The sequence below is a fragment of the Aldersonia kunmingensis genome, from assembly GCF_001646865.1.
In the GTDB taxonomy this organism is placed as follows: domain Bacteria; phylum Actinomycetota; class Actinomycetes; order Mycobacteriales; family Mycobacteriaceae; genus Aldersonia; species Aldersonia kunmingensis.
The window spans coordinates 1-24,075 of the sequence record NZ_LRRB01000265.1 but is presented as its reverse complement, the minus strand read 5'-3'; the positions used below and the strand labels follow the sequence as shown (position 1 = coordinate 24,075).

At 65.3% G+C, this 24,075-nt stretch carries 23 protein-coding genes; 9 read left to right on the top strand and 14 right to left on the bottom strand.

What is annotated here, in order from left to right:
- Positions 1 to 98: 98 nt before the first annotated feature.
- Complete coding sequence (locus tag A8G08_RS20915; RefSeq protein WP_157108706.1) at positions 99 to 2,090, bottom strand: integrase catalytic domain-containing protein; 1,992 nt, start codon at positions 2,088 to 2,090, stop codon at positions 99 to 101.
- Positions 2,087 to 2,740 carry a hypothetical protein gene (locus tag A8G08_RS20910; protein WP_157108705.1) on the bottom strand — a complete coding sequence of 218 codons (654 nt, stop codon included), beginning with the start codon at positions 2,738 to 2,740 and terminating at the stop codon, positions 2,087 to 2,089. The genes A8G08_RS20915 and A8G08_RS20910 overlap by 4 nt, the downstream gene beginning before the upstream one ends.
- Before the next feature lie 929 nt (positions 2,741 to 3,669).
- Between A8G08_RS20910 and A8G08_RS20905 the strand changes: the two genes are divergently transcribed.
- Positions 3,670 to 5,325, top strand: coding sequence for a DUF5677 domain-containing protein (locus A8G08_RS20905; protein WP_157108709.1), 1,656 nt, complete (start codon positions 3,670 to 3,672; stop codon positions 5,323 to 5,325).
- Between the two features lie 189 nt (positions 5,326 to 5,514).
- Here A8G08_RS20905 and A8G08_RS20900 read toward each other — a convergent pair whose 3' ends face one another.
- Positions 5,515 to 5,907: an antitoxin Xre/MbcA/ParS toxin-binding domain-containing protein gene (locus tag A8G08_RS20900; RefSeq protein ID WP_084436658.1), complete on the bottom strand. Its 393-nt coding sequence runs from the start codon at positions 5,905 to 5,907 to the stop codon at positions 5,515 to 5,517.
- A gap of 535 nt (positions 5,908 to 6,442) precedes the next feature.
- Here A8G08_RS20900 and A8G08_RS20895 point away from each other — a divergent pair.
- On the top strand, positions 6,443 to 7,456 hold the full coding sequence (locus tag A8G08_RS20895; protein ID WP_157108704.1) for a hypothetical protein: 1,014 nt from the start codon (positions 6,443 to 6,445) through the stop codon (positions 7,454 to 7,456).
- 1,807 nt (positions 7,457 to 9,263) lie between these two features.
- Here the strand turns inward: A8G08_RS20895 and A8G08_RS27270 are convergent.
- The 3 genes from A8G08_RS27270 to A8G08_RS20880 form a co-directional block, all read right to left on the bottom strand.
- A complete protein-coding gene (locus A8G08_RS27270; protein WP_157108703.1) occupies positions 9,264 to 9,422 on the bottom strand; it encodes a hypothetical protein in 159 nt (52 codons plus the stop codon).
- 78 nt (positions 9,423 to 9,500) lie between these two features.
- Positions 9,501 to 11,045: an LVIVD repeat-containing protein gene (locus A8G08_RS20885; RefSeq protein ID WP_068278438.1), complete on the bottom strand. Its 1,545-nt coding sequence runs from the start codon at positions 11,043 to 11,045 to the stop codon at positions 9,501 to 9,503.
- A 178-nt stretch (positions 11,046 to 11,223) separates the two neighbouring features.
- Complete coding sequence (locus A8G08_RS20880; RefSeq protein ID WP_068278436.1) at positions 11,224 to 12,315, bottom strand: UDP-N-acetylmuramate dehydrogenase; 1,092 nt, start codon at positions 12,313 to 12,315, stop codon at positions 11,224 to 11,226.
- A gap of 25 nt (positions 12,316 to 12,340) precedes the next feature.
- Here A8G08_RS20880 and A8G08_RS20875 point away from each other — a divergent pair, with 25 nt between their 5' ends.
- From A8G08_RS20875 to A8G08_RS20860, 4 genes are all read left to right on the top strand, one after another.
- A complete protein-coding gene (locus tag A8G08_RS20875) occupies positions 12,341 to 12,847 on the top strand; it encodes a DUF2505 domain-containing protein (protein WP_068278435.1) in 507 nt (168 codons plus the stop codon).
- 72 nt (positions 12,848 to 12,919) lie between these two features.
- On the top strand, positions 12,920 to 13,432 hold the full coding sequence (locus A8G08_RS20870; RefSeq protein WP_068278427.1) for a DUF2505 domain-containing protein: 513 nt from the start codon (positions 12,920 to 12,922) through the stop codon (positions 13,430 to 13,432).
- Entirely contained in the window at positions 13,405 to 14,217 is an 813-nt protein-coding gene (locus A8G08_RS20865; protein WP_245672929.1) for a class I SAM-dependent methyltransferase, read from the top strand. Before A8G08_RS20870 ends, A8G08_RS20865 begins: the two co-directional genes overlap by 28 nt.
- 30 nt (positions 14,218 to 14,247) lie before the next feature.
- The gene (locus tag A8G08_RS20860; protein WP_068278413.1) at positions 14,248 to 16,038 is read left to right on the top strand and encodes an acyl-CoA dehydrogenase; all 1,791 of its coding nucleotides are present in this window, start codon (positions 14,248 to 14,250) and stop codon (positions 16,036 to 16,038) included.
- Between the two features lies 1 nt (position 16,039).
- Here A8G08_RS20860 and A8G08_RS20855 read toward each other — a convergent pair whose 3' ends face one another.
- Positions 16,040 to 16,642, bottom strand: coding sequence for a type IV toxin-antitoxin system AbiEi family antitoxin domain-containing protein (locus A8G08_RS20855; protein WP_068278412.1), 603 nt, complete (start codon positions 16,640 to 16,642; stop codon positions 16,040 to 16,042).
- A 94-nt stretch (positions 16,643 to 16,736) separates the two neighbouring features.
- Between A8G08_RS20855 and A8G08_RS20850 the strand changes: the two genes are divergently transcribed.
- Positions 16,737 to 17,492, top strand: coding sequence for an LmeA family phospholipid-binding protein (locus A8G08_RS20850; protein ID WP_068278411.1), 756 nt, complete (start codon positions 16,737 to 16,739; stop codon positions 17,490 to 17,492).
- Here the strand turns inward: A8G08_RS20850 and deoC are convergent.
- Positions 17,489 to 18,151, bottom strand: a complete 663-nt coding sequence (gene deoC / locus A8G08_RS20845; RefSeq protein ID WP_068278410.1) for a deoxyribose-phosphate aldolase — start codon at positions 18,149 to 18,151, stop codon at positions 17,489 to 17,491. The two genes, A8G08_RS20850 and deoC, sit on opposite strands and share 4 nt — an antisense overlap.
- A gap of 23 nt (positions 18,152 to 18,174) precedes the next feature.
- On the opposite strand from deoC, the gene A8G08_RS20840 reads away from it, so the two are divergent.
- Together A8G08_RS20840 and purU are read left to right on the top strand one after the other, a co-directional pair.
- A complete protein-coding gene (locus A8G08_RS20840; RefSeq protein WP_068278409.1) occupies positions 18,175 to 19,014 on the top strand; it encodes a class I SAM-dependent methyltransferase in 840 nt (279 codons plus the stop codon).
- A gap of 60 nt (positions 19,015 to 19,074) precedes the next feature.
- Positions 19,075 to 19,986, top strand: a complete 912-nt coding sequence (gene purU / locus A8G08_RS20835) for a formyltetrahydrofolate deformylase (protein ID WP_068278408.1) — start codon at positions 19,075 to 19,077, stop codon at positions 19,984 to 19,986.
- A gap of 13 nt (positions 19,987 to 19,999) precedes the next feature.
- Here purU and A8G08_RS20830 read toward each other — a convergent pair whose 3' ends face one another.
- From A8G08_RS20830 to A8G08_RS20805, 6 genes are all read right to left on the bottom strand, one after another.
- Positions 20,000 to 21,019 (bottom strand): alpha/beta fold hydrolase, encoded by a 1,020-nt coding sequence (locus A8G08_RS20830; protein ID WP_068278407.1) that lies wholly within the window; start codon positions 21,017 to 21,019, stop codon positions 20,000 to 20,002.
- Positions 21,001 to 21,861: a MerR family transcriptional regulator gene (locus tag A8G08_RS20825; RefSeq protein WP_084436654.1), complete on the bottom strand. Its 861-nt coding sequence runs from the start codon at positions 21,859 to 21,861 to the stop codon at positions 21,001 to 21,003. Before A8G08_RS20825 ends, A8G08_RS20830 begins: the two co-directional genes overlap by 19 nt.
- A 126-nt stretch (positions 21,862 to 21,987) precedes the next feature.
- Entirely contained in the window at positions 21,988 to 22,272 is a 285-nt protein-coding gene (locus A8G08_RS20820; protein ID WP_425394587.1) for a DUF2516 family protein, read from the bottom strand.
- Between the two features lie 84 nt (positions 22,273 to 22,356).
- Positions 22,357 to 23,076, bottom strand: coding sequence for a hypothetical protein (locus tag A8G08_RS20815; RefSeq protein ID WP_068278403.1), 720 nt, complete (start codon positions 23,074 to 23,076; stop codon positions 22,357 to 22,359).
- Positions 23,069 to 23,620: a helix-turn-helix domain-containing protein gene (locus A8G08_RS20810; protein ID WP_084436652.1), complete on the bottom strand. Its 552-nt coding sequence runs from the start codon at positions 23,618 to 23,620 to the stop codon at positions 23,069 to 23,071. The genes A8G08_RS20815 and A8G08_RS20810 overlap by 8 nt, the downstream gene beginning before the upstream one ends.
- A gap of 90 nt (positions 23,621 to 23,710) precedes the next feature.
- Positions 23,711 to 24,075 (bottom strand): DUF445 family protein (locus A8G08_RS20805; RefSeq protein ID WP_157108702.1); only part of this gene is annotated, 365 nt, incomplete at its 5' end.

Genomic DNA, 24,075 nt, shown 5'->3' with positions numbered 1-24,075 from the left:
CGGTGGAGGATCTTCGGGCGCGTACCGGCGCACTGTCGGCCAGTCGGCACGGTTCTGCAGGACGTCGATTGTGCTGCTGTATCCGCTCGTCGCCACGCCTACTCCTCGATCTCTTTGAAGTCATCGAGTTCGGCCCACTGCCCGAACAACGCGATCTCGTCGGGTGGCGCGTCCTGTTGCGGCAACGCGGGGATGCCGGCCGTGCCGGTGGTGCCGGACGGGCCGGGAAGGGCGTCAACAACTCGATGCCGATCCCGTGACCACAGAGCCGGATGTCGTTGTGAGACATCGGCAACGAACTCGGCAAACGCGACCGCGACGGCACCTCGGGCCTCACGCCCGGGGAGTCTGGCCAACTGCACGGCCAGGTCATCGGCAATCACGTCACTGAACGGCGGGATCGCCTCACCGTTGGTGTGAATCGCGGCTAGAGTGTGCCAGCGGCCGTCATCGTCGCGGAAGAAGATTCGGGATCTGTCGTAGCAGTCGAAGTAGAATCGCCGTTTGGGGCCCAGTCTCGATGTTGGAGTGACGCGACCGTTCGCGATGTCGCGCAGGCAATCTCCGAAGTAGCGGAATCCCGCGAGGTTGACACCGTCAGAGGCGATTGCGCACTCTCTGCTTTCGAGGAATCCGTAGACATCGTCGGGATGCGGACTGACATCGATGCGTCCGCCCCGGCGGACGGCGACCTCATATGCTTGCATGGGGGTGTAGTACTTCCCTGGGTCGGAAAGACTGGGCAGCCCGGAGTGCGGCCGATACGCGTACACCGTTGCAGCCCACTCGCGGCAGATCTCTTGCAGCGCTGCCAACGTCATCGTGGCCTCGACCTTTGCTCCGCGATGCTCCGCCGATCTGCCGACGTACCCGGGAAGATCCTGCTGCATCAGATCGAGGATGCGGTTCGCCGACTCGACATAGGGCTTGTCCATGCCCCGACGCGTGCGGGCAAGTTCGATGGAGATTCCCATGCGTGCGCACAGGTCGATGACCCCGTAGTTCTCGTACTCGTGTCCGTGGTCGGTGACGATCGTGCCGATTTCCAGTCCGGGTGCCTCGATCCTGCGTGGGGCGCCCAGAATCGCGAGATGTGGGCGTGGATGATCCGGGAGCACGACCGGTGCCATGACATCGAAAAGCAACAGGCGGATGTCGCGACCCGACGGCGTGTCGGGAGTCAGGCGGATAGTGATGAGTCGAGTCGTGACATCGATAGCGACACATATCCAGGGGCGGAACTCACGACCTGTGTAAGGGCATTTCGCGATGGTGTTCAACCTGGTCGAGTCGACCTCGATCCGTTCCCCGGGCAGCGCGGGCGCTGCCCGTCGGTAGCCGCGCACTGCGCGGGCGAACAATTGCTGCCGCGTCTTCGCCGTGGAACCCAGCCTGAGATCCTTGGAAAGGACTCGCACTACGGTCTCGAGCCGACCTGGGGTCAGGAGTGGGTCGTCGATACAGTCTGCAGCGAGCGCCTTGCGCACCCGGGTGATTCGGGCCTGCAGGTTGATGGTGGACCCGTGGTAGGCGAGGTCCGTCAGGACCCGGTAGATCACATCGAGCGTGGTTTCACCGAGCCCCCGTCGCGGGTCGGTGCCGGGTGGCCCGATGGGCTGATACGGCGCGAGCGCACGAACACCGCCTGACTTGAAGTCCGTGACGAACCGGTACAGGTTCGCACGCGAGTACCCGTGAACGCCACGCAGCTCCGCTATTTTCGCGTCGAGCCGCTGCGACTCGGTCGTCAATAGCCGTGAGTATTGCCGGTCGGCCGCGCCGTCCGGATCGTCTGGATCGCCGAAGACGATCTGCCGAACATGCTTTGCCCGCTCCTCGGCGGTGTGTCGAGCTCGAGGGGGTAAATCGTCGAGGACATCTCCCGGGTCCGCCACCCTTGGGGCATCGACTCCCACGAACAACCGCACCAACCGAATCGCCTCGGCCAGCGTAATCTCCCGAAACTCGCCCGAATCCTCTTCGCGTACGGTTACCGTCACCGTCCCGGGACGGGCAGTGATGTCCTCTACGACGGTTGTGACTCCATCGATTTCGAGCAGCGACCCTCGCCCGAATTCTCCCGCGTTCATCGCCACACCACCGCACTCGCCCGGGTCAGCGGCTTGTCGAGATCAACGTCGAAGTGAACCTGTGCAAGTCCCCGCAATGCGATCCCGCGACCTTCGACTCCGCCGCCGGCTGCCTCGACTACTGCACCGAGGGTCGCGGGTCGGGCCGCATCCACATGTGCCCAACCCGGATGCGCCGTGACCGGCGACTTCCACCGAAGCGCATCGAGTACCCGAAGGTTCGCCGCACGCTGGACCGAGATGTCACCGGCGAGGCGATAGGACAACCCATACGCGGCAGCGGTTTCCGGCAGCAGGACCGTCAGCATCAGTGTCGCGTAATCGGAGCGCGTGTGGCTGCTGCGCACACTCCACATCGCTGTACCCGACTCCGAACGCACTATGAGGTCCGGAATCTGAACGATCGCCCGCTCTCCCACCGACCACACCAACGCACATGCCTGGGACTCGAAGGTGCAGGGAAGGCGATCGAGTTCGACCATCCACAACGCCTCGAGCTTCGACTCGGCCCACACCACATGCGGAACCGAGCCTCTCCGCGTCGCATGAACACCGAGGTTCGACCGCGCATCCGGATGCGACCCGAGACGTCGGACGGGCTGCAGTTCGCTGAGGTCGAGCTTCGCGAGTGCGCTTGGCGGCGTTGCCACCACCTGGCGGCCATTCCACGTTATGGCGAGACACCCCTTGATCGCGGATCGGCGAGTCTCGGGGTTCGAGAGAGTCTCCTGCGCTGTGTTTCTGTCGAGAGGTACGGCCAGCAACTTCGCGATCTCGCGCCTGTAGCGACGAGCACCTCGCCGCGCACTCACCGAGACACCTTTTGCTACCTCGGGGTGCGCAGTACGTGCCGGCTGCACAGAATCGGTCGCCGACAATGCCCGACCGTGGGTTTGATCAGGGTTGACACCCTCAAAGGGGTGGGGTGAAATGGACATACGAAAGCCTCGACTTTCATCGAATGAGATAGGACAGCGGTTCAGTCGCTGAACGAGTTTGAAGCCGGCCCTGCCAGGCCGGCTTTTTACTTGGGTTGAGGTCTGTCCGTCAGCGCTCCTCCTCTCCGAGCGAGCACTCCACGAATGTTCTTCCGGGAGTGCGCATTAGGGGTGGCACGGACACGACGGTGCCCGGCTGGCTGGCAATGTCTCGGCCCCGAGATTCCCCGCGTGGCGTTGTTCCGATTGGTCCGGGCGTGCGACGAATCGGGTGGCACCGGACGTAGGCAGTCGCGTTCGCCCCCGCGGTCCAGCGCGTGGCCCACCGTGAGGACGCGGATACCAATCTCGGAACGTGCCAGTAGTGCTATGACCAAGGAACCTCCTTCGCTTCAGTTGCATTGGACGGCAAATGATCCGACTGCAACGAGCAGAATTAGGCTCACGTAGAAATCGGATCTGCTATTTAGTTTTTGTCTGATAACGGCAGCTATCGACGGGTGCGGGCAGATCCGATGGATGTGAATTTACGTCGTCGGTCCACTGTTCGCGACAGCTCGACGAAATCGTCAGTCCGTCCTGGTCCGCTAATCTCACCAACCCGCCGTGTCAGAGCCCGAAGCTAGGTTTTCGACGTGAGCATGCCAAAGCCGAACCAACACAAGGGACCGATGGCTGGCCATGTGAAAGACGGCCGCGTCTACAAGCCCCCACTCGCCGCGACAAGTGTGTTCGGCATCGCGAACTGGATCAAGGACGATTTCCCGGACCTCCTGTGGCCGGCACTGGTTGTGGCTGAGCAGGGCAACGCCAGCGTCCGGCAATTCGTGAAATGGCAGAAAGCTATGCAGAAGAGACTCGCGCACCATCGAGAGGATGCGTGGGTCGCAGAGGCTTTGGACGGGCGCCTTTCGCACCTGGCTGCGCTCGCCATGAAGTTCCCCGACGCATCCGGCCTCGTCGTCGGCGAGGCGGACCGTCATGGCCTGCGTTCCGAAGGCGTTCGCAGCGCGCTGGCGTCGTACCCATATATGCCAGCCCCTTGGCTCGTCGGCGACATCGAGTTCGAACCACCGAAGCGGTCGGACCTGGAACTGATCCGCGCTGCGCTGCTCTCCGTCCTCCGGGACGGCCATCGCGAGGCACTAATAAAATGCCTCCGCACCTGGAGCACTGTCCAGGCAGGCACCTTCAGTTCGGACAGTCTTACGATCGACCTGCTCAAGAACTACCCAGGCGACGTGGCCAACCGTGCAGCGGCTGACACGGCCGTGCGAGCCATGTGGGGTGCGCACAAGGCGTGGATACAGAACGATGATCCAAACCACTTCGATCGCGCGATCAAGTGGGCCCGTGTGTTCTGGGGAGCGAACTCGATGACATCCAGGTGTATCCGGAAGAGGGACAACGAAAGTTCCGACAACGGCCCCACGGAACCTGCTGACGGCGAACCGGACGGTCAGGCTCCATCATCCGGCCGCTCCGACCACGCCGAGTCGACTCCCATGCCCGAAGGTGGAGAAAACCTGCGCCGGTTCACGATGGACGTGCTGAGCAGTTTTGTCGAGGCGCTGGAGACGGCCCCGGCGCATCTGTACGAGAACGAACGGCAGGAGGTCGTCTCTGGGCTGGTGGCCCGCGCCGGGCGCGATCTCATCGCGGTGCTGGGTGTTCCCGATCTGTGGTGCGTGGAGCACGGCGCGCACATCGGGCGCATGCTGGTGGAGACGAAGATCTACCTCCACTGGATGGCGAATCAGGATCCAGCCATATACAAGCAGTTTCAGGAATACGGAGCTGGCAAGGCGAAGCTCTACGCACGCATGGCAGAGGAGTTACCCGACGAAGCGCGAACCGACGGCTTTCGAGAAAGCATCGATGAATTGCAGCGTCTCAGCCACAACCATGACGTTTTCGATCACCGCACCGTCGACACCCGAGACACCTTCGCTGAGGGCAAGTCGATCCGCCAGATGGCGGACGAAGCCGACCTTCTGGACTTCTATCGGCAGGCGTACTCGCTCTCCAGCGGGGTAGCGCACTCGGAGTGGTGGTCAGTCGAAACGCACGCGATGGAGCCCTGCTTGAATGTGCTCCACGGCATGCACCTCATTCCCAGCCTGTCGCTGGACACGGGCGGCAACGTCGAGCTCGCGATGGCGTGGGTCAACCAGCTCTACTCCCTCGCACGCACGGCACTACGCATCCTGGGGACCGACGAGGATGCAGTAACCGCAGCCTTCGCCTGGATCACCGACTCCGACGACCCGTCAGCGCCGAAAGCCGATGCAGGCTAATCCCGTTCCGATTCTGTGTCCCGAATGCGGTGGAATTGGAATCAGGAGTCGCTCCCGACGAGCAGTAGCTCCCCTCGGGTGGCAACGAGCACTGTGCGGTGCCAGCATCACCGACGATGCCCCCGGAACGTACTGGCGGAAGCACACACGGAGGTTGCGACCGGCAGCTCGGGTAGCTAGTGGCGCCCGTTAGGCGTTGTAGGTGCCCTCGAGGAATGCCTTCGCGGCCGCGACTACGGGAGCCACATCGTCGTCGCGGATGAGTTGCGCCGGGGTCTGGCCGTCGAGGCGTGGATTGGCCGCGATAAGCCATGCGTAGGCAATTCGATCGTTCTCGGCGGCCGCGATCGCGGTCGAGATCGTGTGTGCCGTACGGAGTCGGCGGACCTTGTCCTCTGTCGGGGTCACGTGAGTCGGCAGACTGGGCGCCAGCGCCCATCGCGCCGGCAGCGATCGGCTGCGGGTGTTGGCTACGAAGGCGGTGAAGGTCCGGCCGAAGTGTTCCAGCAGGTACTGCACCACTTGGTATGTCTCGACGCGGGTGGTGGCATCGCCTGCACCGGTGAGCAGATCGGCGGCCATTGACAGGCCTCCCTTCGCCGACGGGTTCACGCAGTCACGAACATGGCGGTTTAAGCCAGTTTTTAGGGTAAAACCCCTGGTGTCGCTAGATTATCGCTACATTGATCAGATTTAGTCACGGTCGGGGGTCATCTATCCACTTTCCAAGGTTTCACATCGAACGACTTTCCGACCCTCTTGTCGAACACTTTGGCGATTGGGGAAGTTTGTCGAATTGCCCGCGAGGCCGCGCGTTCACAACGCCCCGATCCGGCTAAATCGTGCGCCGAATCCATCGAGCTACGAAGAAGAGAACAGCTCCAGGTCGTCGACTGGGCCAGCGACGCAATGCTAAGTCACATCGCGGACCGCGCACCGAACCAAGCGCTCGGAAAGGCGGCGCGTTGCGGGAACCGATTCCCGCTGAGACCGTCCAATGGTTTGCGCGCAAGCGGCTTTGATTCTGTGCGCGAGCCGCGCCACTGAACCATCAGACGTGAAAGACCGCGGAAGGGCCACGATCCCGTGTCGGGACGGTAAGTGGAACCATCACTCCATGTCCGATACGCCCAAGGTCGTCAATAGGGGTCCGAGATGGTGGCGGTTGCGATCTACAGATGAGGATGATCGGCGGCAGCGTGAGGTCGAGCACCTGATCAACTCTGCGTCCAGCTGGATCGGCGAAGCTATGAACGCGTGGAGCGACGACGATTACGGGAAAGTCGCGGTCCTGGCGCCTTTGGCTGTAGAGCACCTTGGCAAGGCTGTGTTGTGGAGCGCAAATCCAGTACTGGTCGTGCCTCTGTCTCAGGAGGCCGAAGCGAACCTCGTCAAGCTGGCGATCGCCCCCAGCCTCGATGACTCGAAGCTGAGAACCGTTGGTCTCAAATTGCTTTTGAGCAGAGTGGAGGCGCTGATCGGCCCATTGCCGCTCGACAAGAGTCGCCGCAATCGCATGGTTGAAGTCCGGAATGGGGCAATGCATGTCGCCTCGTCGGAAGCATCCCGCCACGTCCTTACCGATGCTCTGATCTTGTGCAACCACTTCATCGAGCAGCTGGATTTAAAGTCCGAGGAGTTCTATCGCTCACATAGAGAAAGCGTCACAGGTCTTGTTGCCCAGGGTCGTTCGGAAACCGAGCACCGCGTTGCTCAAAAGCGCGCCGCAGCGCGCAGAATCCTCACCCAGCTCGAAGAACGGCTGGGCGAGGCCTTGTTCCTGGAGACGACGGACCGATGGCAGGAGGAGGTCGCCTATGCACTCGAAGACGAAGACGGACGGGCTCTCTACTGGGCTTGTCCGGAATGCAGTAGCCAAGGATTGATAAGGGGCCACCTCGATGTATTTCGAACCGTTGACCCTGACGTGTCATTAGACCTAGATAGCCCGGGCGAGTGGGAGATCCTGCTGTCACCGACCAGCTTCAGTTGCAACGTCTGCCGCCTCGCCTTGACCGGTGCAGATGAACTCGCGGCAGGCGGCCTGCCCTCTCGCGAAATCCCTCTCTGGGCGAAAGAACTCGGGCCGAACTTCGATCCGGCACGGGAAGCGGAACGTCTGTACGGATGAGTGCAGGACGCGCTACCTGACCGGGCCAACTGCGAAGCGGTTGGCAGCTCGCAATACTCGGTCTGGCGCGGTACGCGCCAATTGCTCGGGGATACCTCCGGATAGGAGGCTCGTCGGGGTGGTTAGCCATGTCCACAACGACCAACCTTGAACACCCGCGGGGATAAGCGTGGAAAGAATCGAATTCAGCTCCGCCCGCGGCTCGCCGAGGCCATCGAGTTGGAACGCCGGAATCACCGTCTTACCCCTGTAGACAACTGTGAACAACCTGTGTCGATCCCTGTGCCGAGACAGCCACCCCCGCGTGCTTGACGCGCTTGCGTCACCCCGCAGTTCTCGAAGCGATTCGTTCGTGAATACGGGTGTAGCAAGCAGCTCCGCGCGATGCTTCGCCAGCCGTTGCGTTTGAGCAAGCGACGCCGGCGGGATCAGGTCGACTTTCTGGCGCATTAACGCAACCAGTAGCTCACCGCGAGCCGAAGCGACGTGCTCGGATTGCAGGGAGCGGACCTCGTCGAGCAGGCCCAACGCATCGACCAGCTGCGCGCGAGTAACACCGCGGACCTCGAGGTGGTCTTTGGCCTCGGCGATGTCATACGAAGCGGATGCGCCTGCATGCATTCAGCAATCGTAGAACTATGTCCTTCGATGACACGCTCGATGCCTTCGCCGCGTAACCAGCGTCACCGTCACCCCGAGGGAGAGCCGATCATCGCCGACGACTGACACGGCGCCGGCCTTGCGGAGGCTCCGCATCGCAGGAGCTCACTTGCCCGGGTCATCCAGGTGTCATCCACGAGCAGGATCGACCTACCGGCAACCTGACCAACGACGGTGAACCGTCGCCGCAAATTGAGCTGACAGACCTTGTCGTCAGCGTCGACGGCCGCTACCAGGCGGACCCACCGATATCGCGCGAACGCTCACCGACTTGGTCTCCGAAATCGGCGTCGTCGCTGGGCCGGGCCGCGGCGGTTCAACGATTTGGATTCGGTCAAGGTCCTTCACGGATGGTCGAACCACACGCTTTCGTGGTTCCCATGCGTCGAGGTCGCCCCTCGGTTCTTCCAACTGGACGCCACTTCCATGGCAAGTGGCACGAGTCCCTGGAACTTGATGCCCGTGGAGTTTCCCCGTCACCAACTTCATCGGAACCATGAGGCCGCAACGAGGGCACTGGCGCGGCTCTTTTCGACTCGCTGCCAATGTCGTCCCTTTCCGAGATGCTCGTTGCACAGCCACGAGCGAGCCATACGCGTTCTCCGCTCGCCGCGACTCGGCAGGACGGTACGGCACTGGAGAACCGATTGGCTAGCAAGCGCAGAAACCTGTCCAGAGCACCGAAGCGCACCGCCCCGTCGGCACGATCGGCAACCACAATTGGAACCGGCCAGCGGTCACATACAGCCACGAACGCACCCACGGGCACGCTGCCGACCTACACAGGGCGCCCGATAGACGTCGGCCCAAACGGCCAGCAGGCGCCTCGCCGAGCAAGACACTCACGCTTCTTCGAAGCGGTCGCTGCAGATCGGACGACACGGCTAAGCATATCTTTGCCGGCGGGCCTGGAACCTTTCGGCTGCGGTACTCGGCTGGACCGACCCCGAGACGCACACGTACGACACGAAGCTAAGGCTAGCCTTACTTCCCCGATCTCAATTTCCAGACGTCCACTCGTCTCAACTCAGCATCACCGCAGGAGCTCGTCTCAACTTTTCGCAACCTCGGCAGCAAGTGAGATTCCGTCACCTCGCAGCGATAATTCCCGCTGCGAGGTGCACGCATAGTCTGCGAAGTCCGCGCTTCAGTTCGAGCTTCGGGCTGCCGCTTTATTCTGCTTCCGCACTGAAAGCTGGTACTTCACCAACGCGACCAAAGCCTTCGGGTTACGGGCAAACGCGCCTGCGGCCTGCAATCCCAATTTGGCCTTCTGCCCAAACGTCAGTTTCTGCTCTTGTTCCACTGCTAGTCCTCCTCGGATCTGGTCTGCGAACAGTAGCGGAGGTGCGGCTACAGCAGGACCGCGGCTAGCACGGCCGTCTCAAGAGCCGACGACGGTGTCCTGGTTCGCCGGTGCCCGATAGGCGTTGTTGTCGAGTTGCAACGCCATGAACCCGTTGTCGCTGCACGTCACCCAGATCTGGTTGCCGTGGAAGAACGGGGGCGACGAGCACCAGTCCGACGACAAATCGCCCATCACGTTCCCGGCGCGCGGACCGAGTGCGACCGCCGGATCCAACTTGCCCTCCGCGATGGCGCGCGCGATCGGTGCGAACTCGAGCACCGGAATGGCCAAGGACGTGGCCAGCGCATGCGGGGAGTTCGTCAGCTCGGACTGCTTGTTCTTCTGCGCGGGCGGGTTGTAGTACGCGATTTCGCGAACATTGCGCGGATCGCGAATGTCGAACACCCGGACACCGGACCCGAACCATCCGCATGCGAGCGCCGTTGGATCTGCCGGCCGGTCCGCGGTGCAGTAGTGCGAGTCGTAGGCGAATACGCCACCGCCCATCGAACTTCGCACGTTGGAGTCGATGTTGTCGGGCAGATTGATCTCGAGCTTGATTCGGTTGACCAGCTTGCCATCCGACGGGTTCGACATATCGAACACCTTCACCCCACCCGAACCCGCCTCGTCCGGGCTGAAGATGAACGGCTTGCCGTCATAGGTGACCGGAATACTGTGCTGGTTGAACTGGCCGTCCTGCCACAGGTACGTACCCAATTGCGGCACAACCGGATACGGGTCACGGCGCTGAATCGCACTGATATCGAGGACGGTGATCCCACTCATCACCGACAGGTACATCGTGTTGCCGTCCGGCGTGATCCCGAACCCGTGGTCCGACAGTGCCTGCAAGCTCTGCCAGATGATGCGCGGGTTGGTGGGATCGGAGATATCAATCGCACTCATCACACCCGGTGCGACACCGGATGCCCAGTAGGTCCTGCCATCCGGGGAGAAGCCGCCCTCATGGGAGAGGAACGGCAGTGGCATCGTTAGGTCGGTCCCCGCGCGGGTATTGAGCAGCCTCGGGTGCGCGCAGTCGGAAATGTCGTACACCGAGAAATACCCTGCGCCCTCGATCATCGGCACCGCCGTCGCCGCGAGCAGTTTGCGTTCCTTGTTGACCTTCAGGCTCTCCCACGTGCCACCGACCATCGCGGGCTCACGCAAACTCGTCGTCGGCACCGGGTTCTTCGGGTCCGACACGTCGATAACCTGCACGCCCTGCGGCTCATTCAGCGACGCGGGGAACAGGGTGCCGGTATAGGAGCAGTGGTCGTAGTTCGCCGAGACGGTGCCCGCGCCCTTGCCCTGATACTGACCCACCCGGGTCATATTGCAGCGGTAGCCCTGCATGCTGCGGGCGCTGTTGCGGTCCTCGGCCGGGACGTCACCTTGCAACCCCGTCTCGGGCAGCGAGCCCGGACCGCAATCGGCCCGGGCCGCGGCCACATTGCCGACATCACCGATAAAGACCGTGCCTGCCGACGCCGTTGCCGGACTGCACAGTCCCATGGCCAGCGAAAGCACCGCCGCCGCAGCCAAACCGCCATTGCGCCGCATCCCGCGAGTCGGCATCGCCGCCACCCTTCCACCCCGAGCGCGCAGGCGGAGTGATCGCCGCCACATCACAAGTGCGGGTGAGACTAACAGCGATTGTTTGGGCGTGTCACGGTTATCCCCGCTGTTCGGCGACAGCACATAAAGCGAGTTGCGAGCCAGTGGCGCGGCGGACGCGCGCAGATCGCGAACAGGGCTAGAGCGCGTGCCCGACGAGCACCGGCTCGGGCTCGAGGCGCACACCGAAGGCCGCCTCGACCCCATCGCGCACCTCGCGGGCCAGCGCGACCAGATCGGCGGCCGAGGCCGCACCGCGGTTGGTGAGGGCCAGGGTGTGCTTCGTCGACAACCGCGCCGGCGCATCCGGGCCCGGGTGGCCCTTCGCGAATCCGGCACGCTCGATCAGCCAGCCTGCCGAGAGCTTCACGCCCGCCTCGGCCGGATACCGCGGGATCCGTGCGTCACCGACGCGCGCCGCGATCGCGGCAAGCACGCCGTCGATTCGGTCCGGAGAAACAATCGGGTTGGTGAAGAACGACCCTGCGCTCCACGTGTCGTTGTCCGCGCCGTCGAGCACCATGCCCTTGCCGCGGCGCAGGCCCAGCACCGCGTCGCGCACCTGAGCGGCGGGCCGGCGCTCCCCTTCATTCGCGTCGAGCGCCGACGCGAGTTCGCGGTAACCCAGCGGTTCGCTGACCCCATCCGGGTGCAGTTCGAGCTCGGCGGCAAGGACTAGGGCGTCGTCGCGATGCTTGAGCACGCTGGTGCGGTAACCGAGTCCTAGCGCCTCCGGTCCGACCCACGCCACGTCGCCGGTGCGCCGGTCGAGCAGCTGCACCCGCCGCAGTAGCGACGCAATCTCCACGCCGTACGCACCCACGTTCTGCACCGGCGTCGCTCCGGCCGAACCGGGGATGCCGGACAGGCACTCTAGCCCGCCGAATCCGGCGGAAACCGTCTTGGCGACGACGTCGTCCCACACCGCACCGGCCTGGACGACCACCCGGTTGCCCTCGATCGCGACACCGTCGTTGGCGACCCGGACAACCACGCCGTCGAAGCCCGCGTCCGATACCAACAGGTTCGAGCCGCCCGCCAGAATCAGCGTCGGCACACCGGCCATATCGAGGGCGTGAACCGCCGCGACCAGCGTTTCGGTGCTAGCGCATTCGGCGAGAATGGCCGCTGGGCCACCCACTCGAAGCGTGGTCAACCCGGCGAGCGGCACCCCCTCCGACAGCCGGGCACCGGCCGCCTCGAGGTCGTTTCGAATCGCAGCGCCGATCACAGCCCCAAACGGTAGCGTGCGCGCTATGGCGAAGCCGATCGAGCACACGGCAAAGTTCCAGGCACCCATCGAACGGCTCCATGCCGCGTTCACCAGCGAGCAGTTCTTCGATGAGCGGATCGAGGCGGTCGGCGGCCCGGGCGGCCGGGTGGACGAGTTCAGTGTCGGGGCGGACGGCACGGTGACCGTGAAGATGATGCAGATCGTCCCCGCAGCGACCCTGCCCAGCCTGATCACCAAGGTTCGTCCGGGCGACCTCGAGATCGACCGCGTGCAGGTCTGGGGCCCGCTGCGTGACGGGCGCGCCGACGGCTCGTTCACCGCAAACATTGCGGGTGTCCCAGCGAAGATCGGCGGCACGTCGGACATCGCGGCGGACGGAGCCGGGTCGGTGCTGACCGTCAACGGCGAAGTCAGCGTGAAGATCCCATTGGTTGGCGGAAAGATCGAATCGGCTGCCGTCGATCAGCTGACCAAGCTGCTCGACATGGAGGACGAGTTCACCGTCAAGTGGCTCCAGGCGCACCCCTGATTCGAGCGTGGACAGTGACGCGGACTACATCCGCGTGAAATGGGGAGCTGACCGCCCGGTAACTTGGTAGCCATGGCTCGCCGATCCAACTTCTCCGCCCGGTACCCGCTGCGCACGACGCGTGAGGTTTACGACGCGCTGCTCAACCGGGAGTACTGGGAGTTTCGCGTTGAGAAGATGCGTGAGTTTTCGCCGAACCAGGTGGCGAGCTTCCACGCCGACGATTCGGGCATCGAGATCGTGCTCGAGCACATCCTGCCGCGCACCGATCTGCCCGATATCGCGCAGACCGTCATGCGCAAGGACATGGTGATCACCCGCAAGGAGAGCTACTCGGCTTTCGGCGACGAGGTCACCGGCAAGTACGAGGCGAGCATTCCGGCCGGGCCGGGCAGCCTGACCGGAACGATCAAGCTTTTCGGCACCGACACCGGCTGTACGTTGCGGACCTCCTCGGAGGCCAAGGTGTACCTCCCGATGATCGGCCCGAAGCTCGAGCAACTGATGCTGGTCAACCTCGTCGACCTGTTCCGCGCCGAGGGTGAGTTCACCCAGCAGTGGCTCGACGAGAACTCCAAGAGCTGAACACCTCTCGAACCCCGCGCCCGCAGGGCGTCATCACTCGCGGCACCACCGGCATCAACCGGTTGCGGCGCAGCGACCGCTGGCTCGTGCACGACCCCGAGGTCCGCGAGACGCTGGCGAACGCGGCCGACCCGCTCGTCGTCGATCTCGGCTACGGCGCCTTGCCCGTCACCACCTTCGAACTTGCAGCGCGGCTGCGGACCGTGCGCTCCGACGTCAGGGTCGTCGGGTTGGAGATCGATCCCGAGCGTGTAGTTCCCGGCAGCGACGGTGTGAGCTTTGCCCGCGGCGGCTTCGAGCTTGCCGGGCTGCGCCCGGTTCTGGTGCGCGCGTTCAACGTGCTGCGGCAGTACCCCGTAGAGGCAGTGGCTGGCGCCTGGTCGACCATGCAGGCGGCGCTCGCTCCGGGCGGGCTGATCGTCGATGGAACCTGCGACGAACTCGGACGCCGATGCGCATGGGTTTTGCTGGATGCGGACGGACCGCGCTCGCTGACGCTGGCCTGGGATCCGTTCGACGTCGCGCGTCCCTCGGATATCGCCGAGCGGCTGCCGAAGGCGCTGATCCACCGCAATATCGAGGGCGAGCGCATCCACGCGCTGCTCACCGCCGCCGACCGGGCCTGGGCTGCCGCCGCGCCCCTGGCGCCGTTCGGGCCGCGGGTCCGATGGCGGCGGACGGTCGAGGCTCTACGCGACCAGGGACTTCCGGTGCAGGCGTATCGGCGACGGATGCGTGACTGTGTGCTCTCGATCCCGTGGCACGCGGTCGCGCCGGCGAACTAGCGTGGACTCAACCGCGGAAAGGACTCCCTCATGCGTTCGACATTGTTGTCGCGACGAGACCTCGACTTCCTGCTCTACGAGTGGCTCGGCGCCGAGGAACTGACCAAGCGGGACCGCTACCTCGACCACTCCCGCGAGACGTTCGACGGTGTGCTCGACCTTTCCGCGCAGATCGCGACGAAATACTTTGCGACACACAACAAGCTGGCCGATGCGAACGAGCCGACCTTCGACGGCGAGCGCGTGCACATCATCGGCGAAGTGAAGGAGGCGCTGGACGCCTTCGCGCGCGCCGAACTGGTCGGCATGACGATGGATGCAGCTGTCGGCGGCGCACAATTGCCCGCGGTCGTCGGCAACGCGGCTTTCGGCTACTTCCACGCGGCCAACGTTTCCACCGCCGCCTACCCGCTGCTGACCACCGCGAATGCGAACCTGATCTGCAAGTTCGGCACGCCCGAGCAGATCGAGCGGTTCGTCGATCCGATGCTGACCGGCCGGTTCCACGGCACGATGGCACTGTCCGAGCCGCAGGCCGGGTCGTCCCTCGCCGATATCGTCACCCGCGCAGAGCCGCAAAACGACGGCACGTACCGGCTGTTCGGCCACAAGATGTGGATTTCCGCCGGCGAGCACGACCTCGGCGAGAACATCGTGCACCTCGTGCTGGCGAAGATTCCGGGCGGACCGGCGGGCACCAAGGGCATTTCGCTGTTCCTGGTGCCGAAGTACCTGCTCGACGCGGACGGCACGATCGGCGAGCGCAACGACGTATCGCTCGCCGGACTGAACCACAAGATGGGCTTCCGTGGCACGGTGAACACCGTGCTCAATTTCGGCGAGGGCGCGCACACCCCGGGCGGTTCCGCGGGAGCCATCGGCTATCTGATCGGCGAGGCGCACCGCGGGCTGTTCTACATGTTCCACATGATGAACGAGGCGCGGATCGGGGTCGGCCTCGGCGCTACCGCGCTCGGCTACACCGGCTACCTCAAGTCGCTCGACTACGCGCGCAGCCGCCCGCAGGGCCGTCCGATTTCCGAAAAGGGCTCGGCAACAGCGCAATTGCCGATTATCGAACATGCCGACGTGCGGCGCATGCTGCTCGCGCAGAAGGCGTACGTGGAAGGCGCACTGGCGCTGAACCTCTACTGCGCCCGACTGGTCGACGTCATCGCCTCCCCCGAATCCGACACGGAACGGGACAACGCACAGCGCCTGCTGGACATGCTCACCCCGATCGCGAAGAGCTGGCCGTCGCAGTGGTGCCTGGAGGCGAACAACCTCGCCATCCAGATCTACGGCGGGGCGGGCTACACCCGCGAATACGACGTCGAACAGCACTACCGCGACAACCGGCTCAATCCGATTCACGAGGGCACGCACGGCATCCAGAGCCTGGATCTGTTGGGGCGCAAGGTTCCTCAGGATGGCGGTGCAAACCTCGCTGCGCTCGGGGCGGAGATCGGGCGCACCGTCACCGCCGCGCGGAGCCTGGCCGACGCGGCCCTGGCCGAGCAGCTCGACACCACCTGGCAGCGGCTCGTCGCGGTCACCTCCACGCTGTGGGGTGCAGGCGACCCCGAACTGACCCTGGCCAACAGCGCGGTCTACCTCGAGGCGTTCGGGCACACCGTGCTGGCGTGGATCTGGCTGGATCAACTCGTTGCCGCTGACGGTAAAGAAGGGGACTTCTACGACGGCAAGCGTCAGGCCGCCCGGTACTTCTTCAGCTTCGAACTGCCCAAAGTCGCACCGCAACTCGATCTGCTGGAACGGCTCGACCGCACCACATTGGATATGCGCGACGCCTGGTTCTGAGTCAGCAGGTGGCCGAGAGCGCCGCGCTGATCCGGCGCTCGACGCGATCGGGTGCACCGGCGGCGGCCTCGGCGATGTGTGCGGCATCGGCTCGGCCGATCGCGAGCGCATCGCCGACCACCTCGTCCAGCATGTGCTGCGCGATCCCGCAGTCGGCCAGATCGAGGATCGTCCGGATCGGGGTGGTGACGAAGAAGGTCCCGGCCGGCTCGACATCGACCGGCGTGAGCGCCGCGCGGCGGACCGCGACCTCGGCGACACCGACAGGCGCGCCCGTCGGGGCACTGAGATGCAGCAGCCGTGGTCGCAGGCGGCCGAGCCCATGCAGTTGGGCTGCGCTCTGGTGCGACACCGTCGCGCCACCCTCGAACCACGCGCACCACTTGGCATATTCGTCGAATGGCCCTGCCGGCCAGTACGCCAGCCGCAACAGACCGTGGTGGATCTGGACCAGGTCGCCTTGGGTAAGGGCGGCACGGAGCCGCGGGGCACTGCACCCGGCTCCACGGACCTGTCGCGCGGTCACATACCCGCCCTGCCGACGCGCGACCTCCTCCACCGCGTGGAAGGCGTCGGCACTGTCGGAGTCGGTCGGGCGCGGCATGGCGTCAGGCTAACCCTGCGGCTGTGGGCCACGTCACACAAATCGCGGAGTTGCTCACAGCAAGCGTTCAGATTCTTCCGGAACAATCGGCCGAATGGCGTCCCAGATGAACCCTGCCCCACCGCGGAAGCGCTCGCGCCGGAATCCCGTGCTCGTGATCGTTATCGTGCTTGTGCTGGTCCTCGGGGTCGCGGTCGTCGGGGCGGAGCTATACGCGCGGCACTCGGTGGTGAACTGCATGACCGAGCAGTTCGAGGCCGACCTCGGTTCGCAGGTCGACATCGGACTCAGTGCGAAACCGGTACTGCTGCAGGCGATCGACAAGCAGGTCCCGCACGTCACGATCGACAGCGAGGGTGACACGTTCGGACAGGCCATCGGCATGCAGGTGCACGCCCGCGCGAACGACATCGACATCAGCGGCACGGACACGTCCGCCGCCACGATCGGCAACTCCACCGCGGACGTCTCGTGGAGCGCGAACGGCATCCTGGAGACCATTCAGGCTCAGCCGTTCGGTGAACTGGTCACGTCGGTCAAGGCCGACGAAACCGACGGAACGCTGAGCTTCAGCGTCGGCCCTGGTGGCCTTGCCCAACTGGTGGTCCGCCCGACCCTCGGCAACGGGGATGTCGATGTGCAGACAGTTTCGGCAGAGGTGCTCGGCTTCGGAATTCCGACCGACCTGGTGGATGGCGTCGTGCAGATCATCAGCGCCGGACTGCAGATCTACCCGCTCGGGATGACTCCGAACGCGGTCCATGTCGACGACACCGGGATCAGCATGTCGCTGGCGGGCGGAACCTACGAATTGCCGCCGACCAACGGTGATCAGAGCTGCGGGATCTAAGCCTGGATTCCGTCGAGCACGGCCCGCGTCTGCGATAGGCCGAGCCGCGTCGCGCCCGCCTCGATGAGCTCGAGCGCGAACTCCGCCGTACGGATCCCGCCGCTCGCCTTCACCCCGAGCCGGCCGCCGACGGTGTCGGCCATCAGCCGTACCGCATGCACGCTGGCACCGCCCGCCGGGTGGAACCCCGTGGAGGTCTTGACGTAGTTCGCACCGCCCCGCTCGGCAGTGCGGCAGGCCTGCACGATCGCCTCGTCGGTCAGCGCGGCCGACTCGATGATCACCTTGAGCACCCGGTCGTCCCCGATCGCCTCGCGGACGGTGACGATGTCGGCGAGGACGGCATTGAAATCGCCCGCGACGGCGGCTCCGACATCGATCACCATGTCGATCTCCGCGGCGCCCTGCTGCACCGCCAGCCGGGCCTCGGCCGCCTTCACCAGCGAATGGTGCTTACCGGATGGGAAGCCCGCGACGGCGGCAATGATGAAGCCGGGCGCGCGCACCGGCAACATCGAAGGCGAGACGCACACGGCGAGCACGGCAAGTTCGCGTGCCTCGGCGACCAGTTGATCCACGTCGGCAGGGGTCGCCTCGGGCTTGAGCAGCGTGTGATCGATCATTGCGGCCACATCGGCGCGCGTCAGTGCGTCGGGCATGCCGCTGAGCCTACGATCGCGACATGTCCGCGTCGGAGATCGGCACGCTGTTCAACTCCACCCGAGCATCTTTCGCCCGCATCACACCAATCGTCTGGGGCCCCGCCGGGCAGGCACTGGCCTTCCAGTTGCAGTTGCGGCCCGGCGAGTTCGTGCTCGACGTCTGCAGCGGCACCGGCGCATCGGCGATTCCCGCGGCGATGGGCGTCGGGCCAACCGGACGGGTGCACGCGATCGATCTGGCCGACGACCTGCTGGAAGAGGGCCGGCTCGTGGCGACCGATCGGGCGCTGCAGAACATCGACTTCGTGGCCGCCGACGCCACCACCTGGGAGCCGCCGAGTTCGGTCCCGGCGGCCGGCTACGACGTGGTCTCCTCCGCGTTCGGCGTGTTCTTCCTGCCCGACATGGACAGCGCGGTGCGCGGACTGATTCGGATGCTCCGGCCCGGTGGCCGCATCGGGGTCACAGCCTGGCGGCGCGGCGCATTCGAATCGCTCAGTACGGCGTTCTTCGACGCGGTCGGCGTGTACCGCGACAACGGCGGGCCGGGTCAGCGGACACCGGTCGGCGCGGTCGCGCGCCAACAGGCCGAACGGCTGGAAACGCCGAAGCAGCTCGCAGACTGGCTCACCGGCCTCGGCGGGCACGACGTGGTGGTCCAGGAGTTGTCCAATCTCGCGCCCGCGACAGACGAGTTCTGCTGGGAGATCGTGCTCGGCAGCGGACTGCGCGGCCCCTTGGCCGAATTCGACCCGGACACGATCGCCGCCATCCGGGCGGAATTCCTCGGCCTGCTCACCGAACGCGGCGTGCACACTGTGAATTTGGGAACACTTGTGGGCTCGGCGACGATGTACTGAGCCGTGGCCCATCCAGACTTGATTTTCGCCCCACATGAGACGCCTGTCACACTGGCGGACATGACTGCGAGCGCCCCTTTGCCGGCCCCGGGCTCCGCGGGCCGAGACGACCGGCGAATCGTGCTGTCGCTCGGCTGCCGCGACCAGACCGGCATCGTCGCGCGGATCAGCGGGCTGATCAGCGACTTGGGTGGCTCGATCGTTGAGGCCGGTTACCACTCCGATGCGGAGACAGGCTGGTTCTTCACCCGCCAGGCACTGCGCGCGTCGTCACTGCCATTCGGTGTGGACGAATTCCGCGAGCGGCTCGAGGTGGTAGCCCAGGACCTCGGACCGGACACCGACTGGACGCTGCACGACACCGGCGAACCGAAGCGGATCGTGATCCTGGTCAGCAAGGAAGCGCATTGCCTACACGACCTGCTCGGTCGCGCCGCGAACGGTGAGCTGCCGGCCACGATCGAGGCGGTGATCGGCAATCACAAGGACCTCGAACCGACCGCGGCGGCGCACGGCGTCACGTTCCACCACGTTCCGTTCCCCAAAGACCCCGCCGAACGCGGGCCCTCGTTCGAGCAGGTGCGTGAACTCGTCGAGGCGCATGACCCCCACGCTGTGGTGCTGGCCCGCTTCATGCAGGTGCTTCCCGCGACACTGTGCGAGCGCTGGGCCCGCCGCGCGATCAACATTCACCACAGCTTCCTGCCGTCGTTCGTCGGCGCGCGCCCGTACCACCAGGCCTACGCGCGCGGCGTGAAGCTGATCGGCGCAACCTGCCACTACGTGACGGCCGAACTCGATGACGGACCGATCATCGAGCAGGACGTCATCCGGGTGGACCATTCCGACGAGATTCACGACATGGTCCGTCAGGGCCGCGACATCGAGAAGCTGGTCCTGGCCCGGGGGTTGCGCTGGCACCTCGAGGATCGGGTGCTCGTGCACGGCCGCAAGACCGTCGTTTTCAGCTGACCCTCACGGGCATTCAGCCGGAGTGCGCCCGCTTGGCGAGCCGGAGGAGCTCTTCGTTGACCCGGTGCGGCGCCTCGACATTGCCGAGGTGGCCGATCGACGGGATCACCTCGAAGGTATCCAGCACACCGGCCCGCTCGAGCGCTTCCGCCAGTCGCTCGGAATGCACCGGCGGAGTGAGGTTGTCGCGCTCGCCGGCCAGCACGCTCGTCGGCACATCGAGATGCTCGAGCGCAGCATGCAGGTCCAGCCCGGACAGCACCGCACCCCAGCGGCCGCGCACCCGCGCGGGGCAGCCGAAGACGATGCGGGCCGAGAATTCGACCTGCTCAGGAGTGGACCCCGTCGCCATCACGCGCTGCTGAAACACCTTGCGCGCCAGAGACGTCTGCGGGAGCTTGACCGGCGCGCCGAGCACCAGCTTGCCCGCGAACGGCGTCATTTCGGGCGCCCAGGCAGGGAGCGGAATCAGCTTGGAGTCGCCGACCAGGCGATCGGCACCAGTGTTGGTAAGCAGCACGGCGCCGGCGTAGCGACGCACCTGCTCGGGATAGCGGGCCGCCCAGGCGAGCACGGTCATGCCGCCCATGCTGTGGCCCGCGATGACAGCCTGCCGGCCCTCGGGCACGGTGGCGGCGAGCACGGCCGCGAGGTCGTCGGCGAGTACGTCGGTGCTGAACTTCGCCTTGCCGACCGCGCTACCGCCATGGCCGCGCTGGTCGTACGCGATCACGCGGTACTCGCCCGCGAGCGCGTTGATTTGCGGGTACCAGTACTCGATGCTGCAGGTCCAGCCGTGGCTGAGCACGATCGGCGCCGCATCCGCCGGGCCGTAGCCGTGCACGCGCAGGCGGGTACCGTCCGCGCTCGTCACCTCGATGACCTCGGGGTCGATCGCCGGCGTGTTCAGCAGCTCGTCGTCGAACCGGTCACGCGCGGGGCGTGCACCCTTACGGGCGCGCAGCACAGCGGCCGCAACTCCGGCCACCGCCGCCGCGACACCGACTTCGGCAATCACGCTTCGCTTGGACACTCGACACTCCCTTGTGTGGTCGTTGGTTCGCTGGAAAGTCGTTGGGCCAGGCGCTCGAGGGCCTCGGCGATCGCTTCCTCCATCGCCTCGCCGAGCAGCACATAGGCGGCGTCGGCCACGACGACACGCGCCTTGCCGGACAGTTCGGCGATCCGGGCGACCGCCTCCGCATCGAATTCGCGCGGCGCGTGAGGAGTCAGGTACGGGTCGGCGACCAGCCCGACAAATCGGCGCGCGACGTCGCGCAGGTCGTCGCGGACGGCACCTGACTGCTCGATCAGGTCGGCAGGCGCAACGCCGGACTCGATCATCAGCCGCGTGGCCTCGACCAGCCGAGTGCTCGCAAAGCGGAAACCGTCGTCGTTGCGCAAGCACAGACCGGCTGCGGTCGCCGCGTCGATGTGCCGGTCCAGCTCATCGCAGCCGAGCAGATCTGCGATCTCGTCGATGGACAGCGTCACGGGCCGATCGGTGGGCACGCCGAGCGAATCGAGGTTGGCGCGGTCGAGTACGTCCTCGACGCGCATGCCGTGCCGGGCCGCGGTGAGCAGCTCGCCGATCGTCGCGAACGTGTAGCCGCGGTCGAGCATCCGGCCGATGAGATCGAGGCGGGCCAGGTGCGACTCGCTGTACCAGGCGGTTCGGCCGGAGCGGCGCGGCGGCGGCAGCAGCCCGCGCTCCTGATAGACGCGCACGTTGCGGACGCTGACTCCGGCAGCGCGGGCGAGGTCGTCGATCCGCATCTCGCGGCTCTCCTGCGTTTCGGGAGCCTCGCGGGGCTGCAGGATCTCCGCGACGCCGCGCAGCAGTCGCGCGGACTCCGATGCGAGAAACCCAGCCATTCGTTCACACTAACATTGTGCCAATGCACATTGGCAAGGTCTGAACGAGTAAAGGTAACCGAAAGTCACAAATAAAAGCCGCAGACGTCCTGGAACCGCGAGCCGGGCCGGCCTAGCCCAGCGGCACTACCAGCGCGGGCCGCGCTGGATCTCGTCCACCCGCGGGCGAACGTCCACCAGGTAGACGCACACCGCGACGACCGCGATGATGCCGAAGAATCCGACCACCGAGGTCACGAACAGCACGAGCAACGCGACGGCGAGGATGGCGAGCCAGATCGGCTTGCTCAGCTTGTCCGCGGCGGTGAAGGCGTCCTTACGCTGCCGGGCGGCGTGCACGAGTGCGAAAACCCCGCCTGCGACCGCAATCAGCCAGAGCACGAACAGGATCGCGCCGGTCAGCCCGTTGATGGTGTACACACCGTCCAATATAGAAGAAAGCCGCCCACCCGCTCGATGCGCGGATGGACGGCTTCTTCAGTAGCGATGCAGGCGTCAGTTCGTCGACGGAGCAGCCTTCTTGGCCGGGGCCTTCTTGGCCGGGGCCTTCTTGGCGGCCGGGGCAGCCTTCTTGGCGGCCGGGGCCGGCGCGGCCTTCTTGGCCGGGGTCGCAACCGGGGTGGTGGCAGCGTCCTCGATCACGTCGGCAGCAGCGTCCGTCGCGTCGGCGATGGTCTCCTCCGCCTTGGCGCCGAAGCGGCCGGTCAGCTTGGCGGCCTGCTCACCCACGGTGCGGGTGCGCTCGGAAACCTTGGCCAGCGCATCCTGTCCACGGTTGACGGCGTCGTTGTACAGATCCTCGACGCGCTCGAACTGCGTCGGGCGGTCGGTGCGCAGACGCTCGACGGTCTCCTCACCGCGGACGGCGAGGTCGGCGTACAGGTCGAGTGCGACCTTCAGGTAGGACTCGGCGGCCTTGCGCAGCTCCTCGACGGTGAACTTCTCGCGCAGCTCGGCGATGTCCTCGGGCAGCTCGGAGGGCAGGCTGGACAGCCGCTCGCGCAGCGTCTCGATCTGCTCCTGGACGTCGGCGGGCAGGGTGGCAACGCGCTCGCGCGCCTCCTCGACCCGGGTCGAGACGTCGGTGCTGGTGTTCTCGGCGCGCTCACGAACCTGGGTGACCAGGTCGGCGATGGCGTCGAAGGCGGCGTCGTAGGCGCCGACAGTGGCGTAGATGGGCTTGCGGACACCGTCGATGGTGGTCGGCTCAGTCATTCTCGTTCTCCTCATTTCGAGTCGAGTTGTTTCGAGGCTCGGCGGTACCGGCCTGGGAATCCGACAGCGGTTGGTCCGTCACCGGAACCGCAGTAGGCGGCTGGGTCGTATCTGCCGCAGGCGGCGTTGCCCGCGTTTCGTTTTCACTGCGGAAGGAGTCGTAGATCTCGAGCAGCACCTGCTTCTGCCGTTCGGTGAGGAACGGGTCGGCAAGCACCGCATCGCGGATCGGACCGTGTGGGCGCTGCTCGAGCAGTCCCGCCCGGACGTAGAGCACTTCCGCAGATACGCGCAGACCTTTGGCGATCTGTGCGAGGACCTCGGCCGACGGATTGCGCAACCCGCGTTCGATCTGACTCAGGTACGGGTTGCTCACTCCCGCCAGCTTGGCGAGCTGACGCAGCGACACTTCGGCGGATTCGCGCTGTGTGCGGATGAAGCTGCCGATGTCCTGCGCGGCGTTGACCACGAGTTCGTGGACGTTCTCCAGGGCTTCTGTCGCTTCCCCGGAAACGGAGCCCAACTTTTCGTGGTCTTCTGCCATCACTCACCCTCTGGCCGTCTTGCAGTGCCCAGAGTATCGCAAGTGCTAGCAATTGCAAGCATTCTGTTAGCAGCCCGCTAGCGGACTCGATCAGCCGCCGAACATCAGCTGCGAAACGGTGTAGATCGCAAGGCCTGCCAGAGCGCCGACGACAGTGCCGTTGATCCGGATGAACTGGAGGTCACGACCGACCTGGAGCTCGATCTTCTTGCTCGCTTCCTCGGCGTCCCAGCGGGCCACGGTGTCGGTGATGATCGTGGTGATCTCGGTGGCGTAGTTCTCGGCGAGATAGCGCGACCCGCCCTCGATCCAGCGATCCACCTTCGCGCGCAGATCCGGTTCGTTGCACAGCCGCTCACCGAGTTCGCGGACGTTGACCTCGAGCTTGCGGCGCAGCGTGCTGTTCGGATCCTCGACCGATTCGAGGATCAGCCGCTTGGCCACCCGCCACGTCG

Excerpts from the sequence above, each read along its gene's own strand:
- A8G08_RS20860 (WP_068278413.1), top strand. The coding sequence starts at position 14,248 with ATGCGTTCGACATTGTTGTCGCGACGAGACCTCGACTTCCTGCTCTAC.
- A8G08_RS20900 (WP_084436658.1), bottom strand. The coding sequence starts at position 5,907 with ATGGCCGCCGATCTGCTCACCGGTGCAGGCGATGCCACCACCCGCGTC.
- A8G08_RS20815 (WP_068278403.1), bottom strand. The coding sequence starts at position 23,076 with ATGACTGAGCCGACCACCATCGACGGTGTCCGCAAGCCCATCTACGCC.
- deoC (WP_068278410.1), bottom strand. The coding sequence starts at position 18,151 with ATGCCCGACGCACTGACGCGCGCCGATGTGGCCGCAATGATCGATCAC.
- A8G08_RS20915 (WP_157108706.1), bottom strand. The coding sequence starts at position 2,090 with ATGAACGCGGGAGAATTCGGGCGAGGGTCGCTGCTCGAAATCGATGGA.
- A8G08_RS20870 (WP_068278427.1), top strand. The coding sequence starts at position 12,920 with ATGGCTCGCCGATCCAACTTCTCCGCCCGGTACCCGCTGCGCACGACG.
- A8G08_RS20895 (WP_157108704.1), top strand. The coding sequence starts at position 6,443 with ATGTCCGATACGCCCAAGGTCGTCAATAGGGGTCCGAGATGGTGGCGG.
- A8G08_RS20905 (WP_157108709.1), top strand. The coding sequence starts at position 3,670 with ATGCCAAAGCCGAACCAACACAAGGGACCGATGGCTGGCCATGTGAAA.
- A8G08_RS20855 (WP_068278412.1), bottom strand. The coding sequence starts at position 16,642 with ATGCCGCGCCCGACCGACTCCGACAGTGCCGACGCCTTCCACGCGGTG.
- A8G08_RS20885 (WP_068278438.1), bottom strand. The coding sequence starts at position 11,045 with ATGCCGACTCGCGGGATGCGGCGCAATGGCGGTTTGGCTGCGGCGGCG.
- A8G08_RS20840 (WP_068278409.1), top strand. The coding sequence starts at position 18,175 with ATGTCCGCGTCGGAGATCGGCACGCTGTTCAACTCCACCCGAGCATCT.
- purU (WP_068278408.1), top strand. The coding sequence starts at position 19,075 with ATGACTGCGAGCGCCCCTTTGCCGGCCCCGGGCTCCGCGGGCCGAGAC.
- A8G08_RS20825 (WP_084436654.1), bottom strand. The coding sequence starts at position 21,861 with ATGGCTGGGTTTCTCGCATCGGAGTCCGCGCGACTGCTGCGCGGCGTC.
- A8G08_RS20810 (WP_084436652.1), bottom strand. The coding sequence starts at position 23,620 with ATGGCAGAAGACCACGAAAAGTTGGGCTCCGTTTCCGGGGAAGCGACA.
- A8G08_RS20875 (WP_068278435.1), top strand. The coding sequence starts at position 12,341 with ATGGCGAAGCCGATCGAGCACACGGCAAAGTTCCAGGCACCCATCGAA.
- A8G08_RS20850 (WP_068278411.1), top strand. The coding sequence starts at position 16,737 with ATGGCGTCCCAGATGAACCCTGCCCCACCGCGGAAGCGCTCGCGCCGG.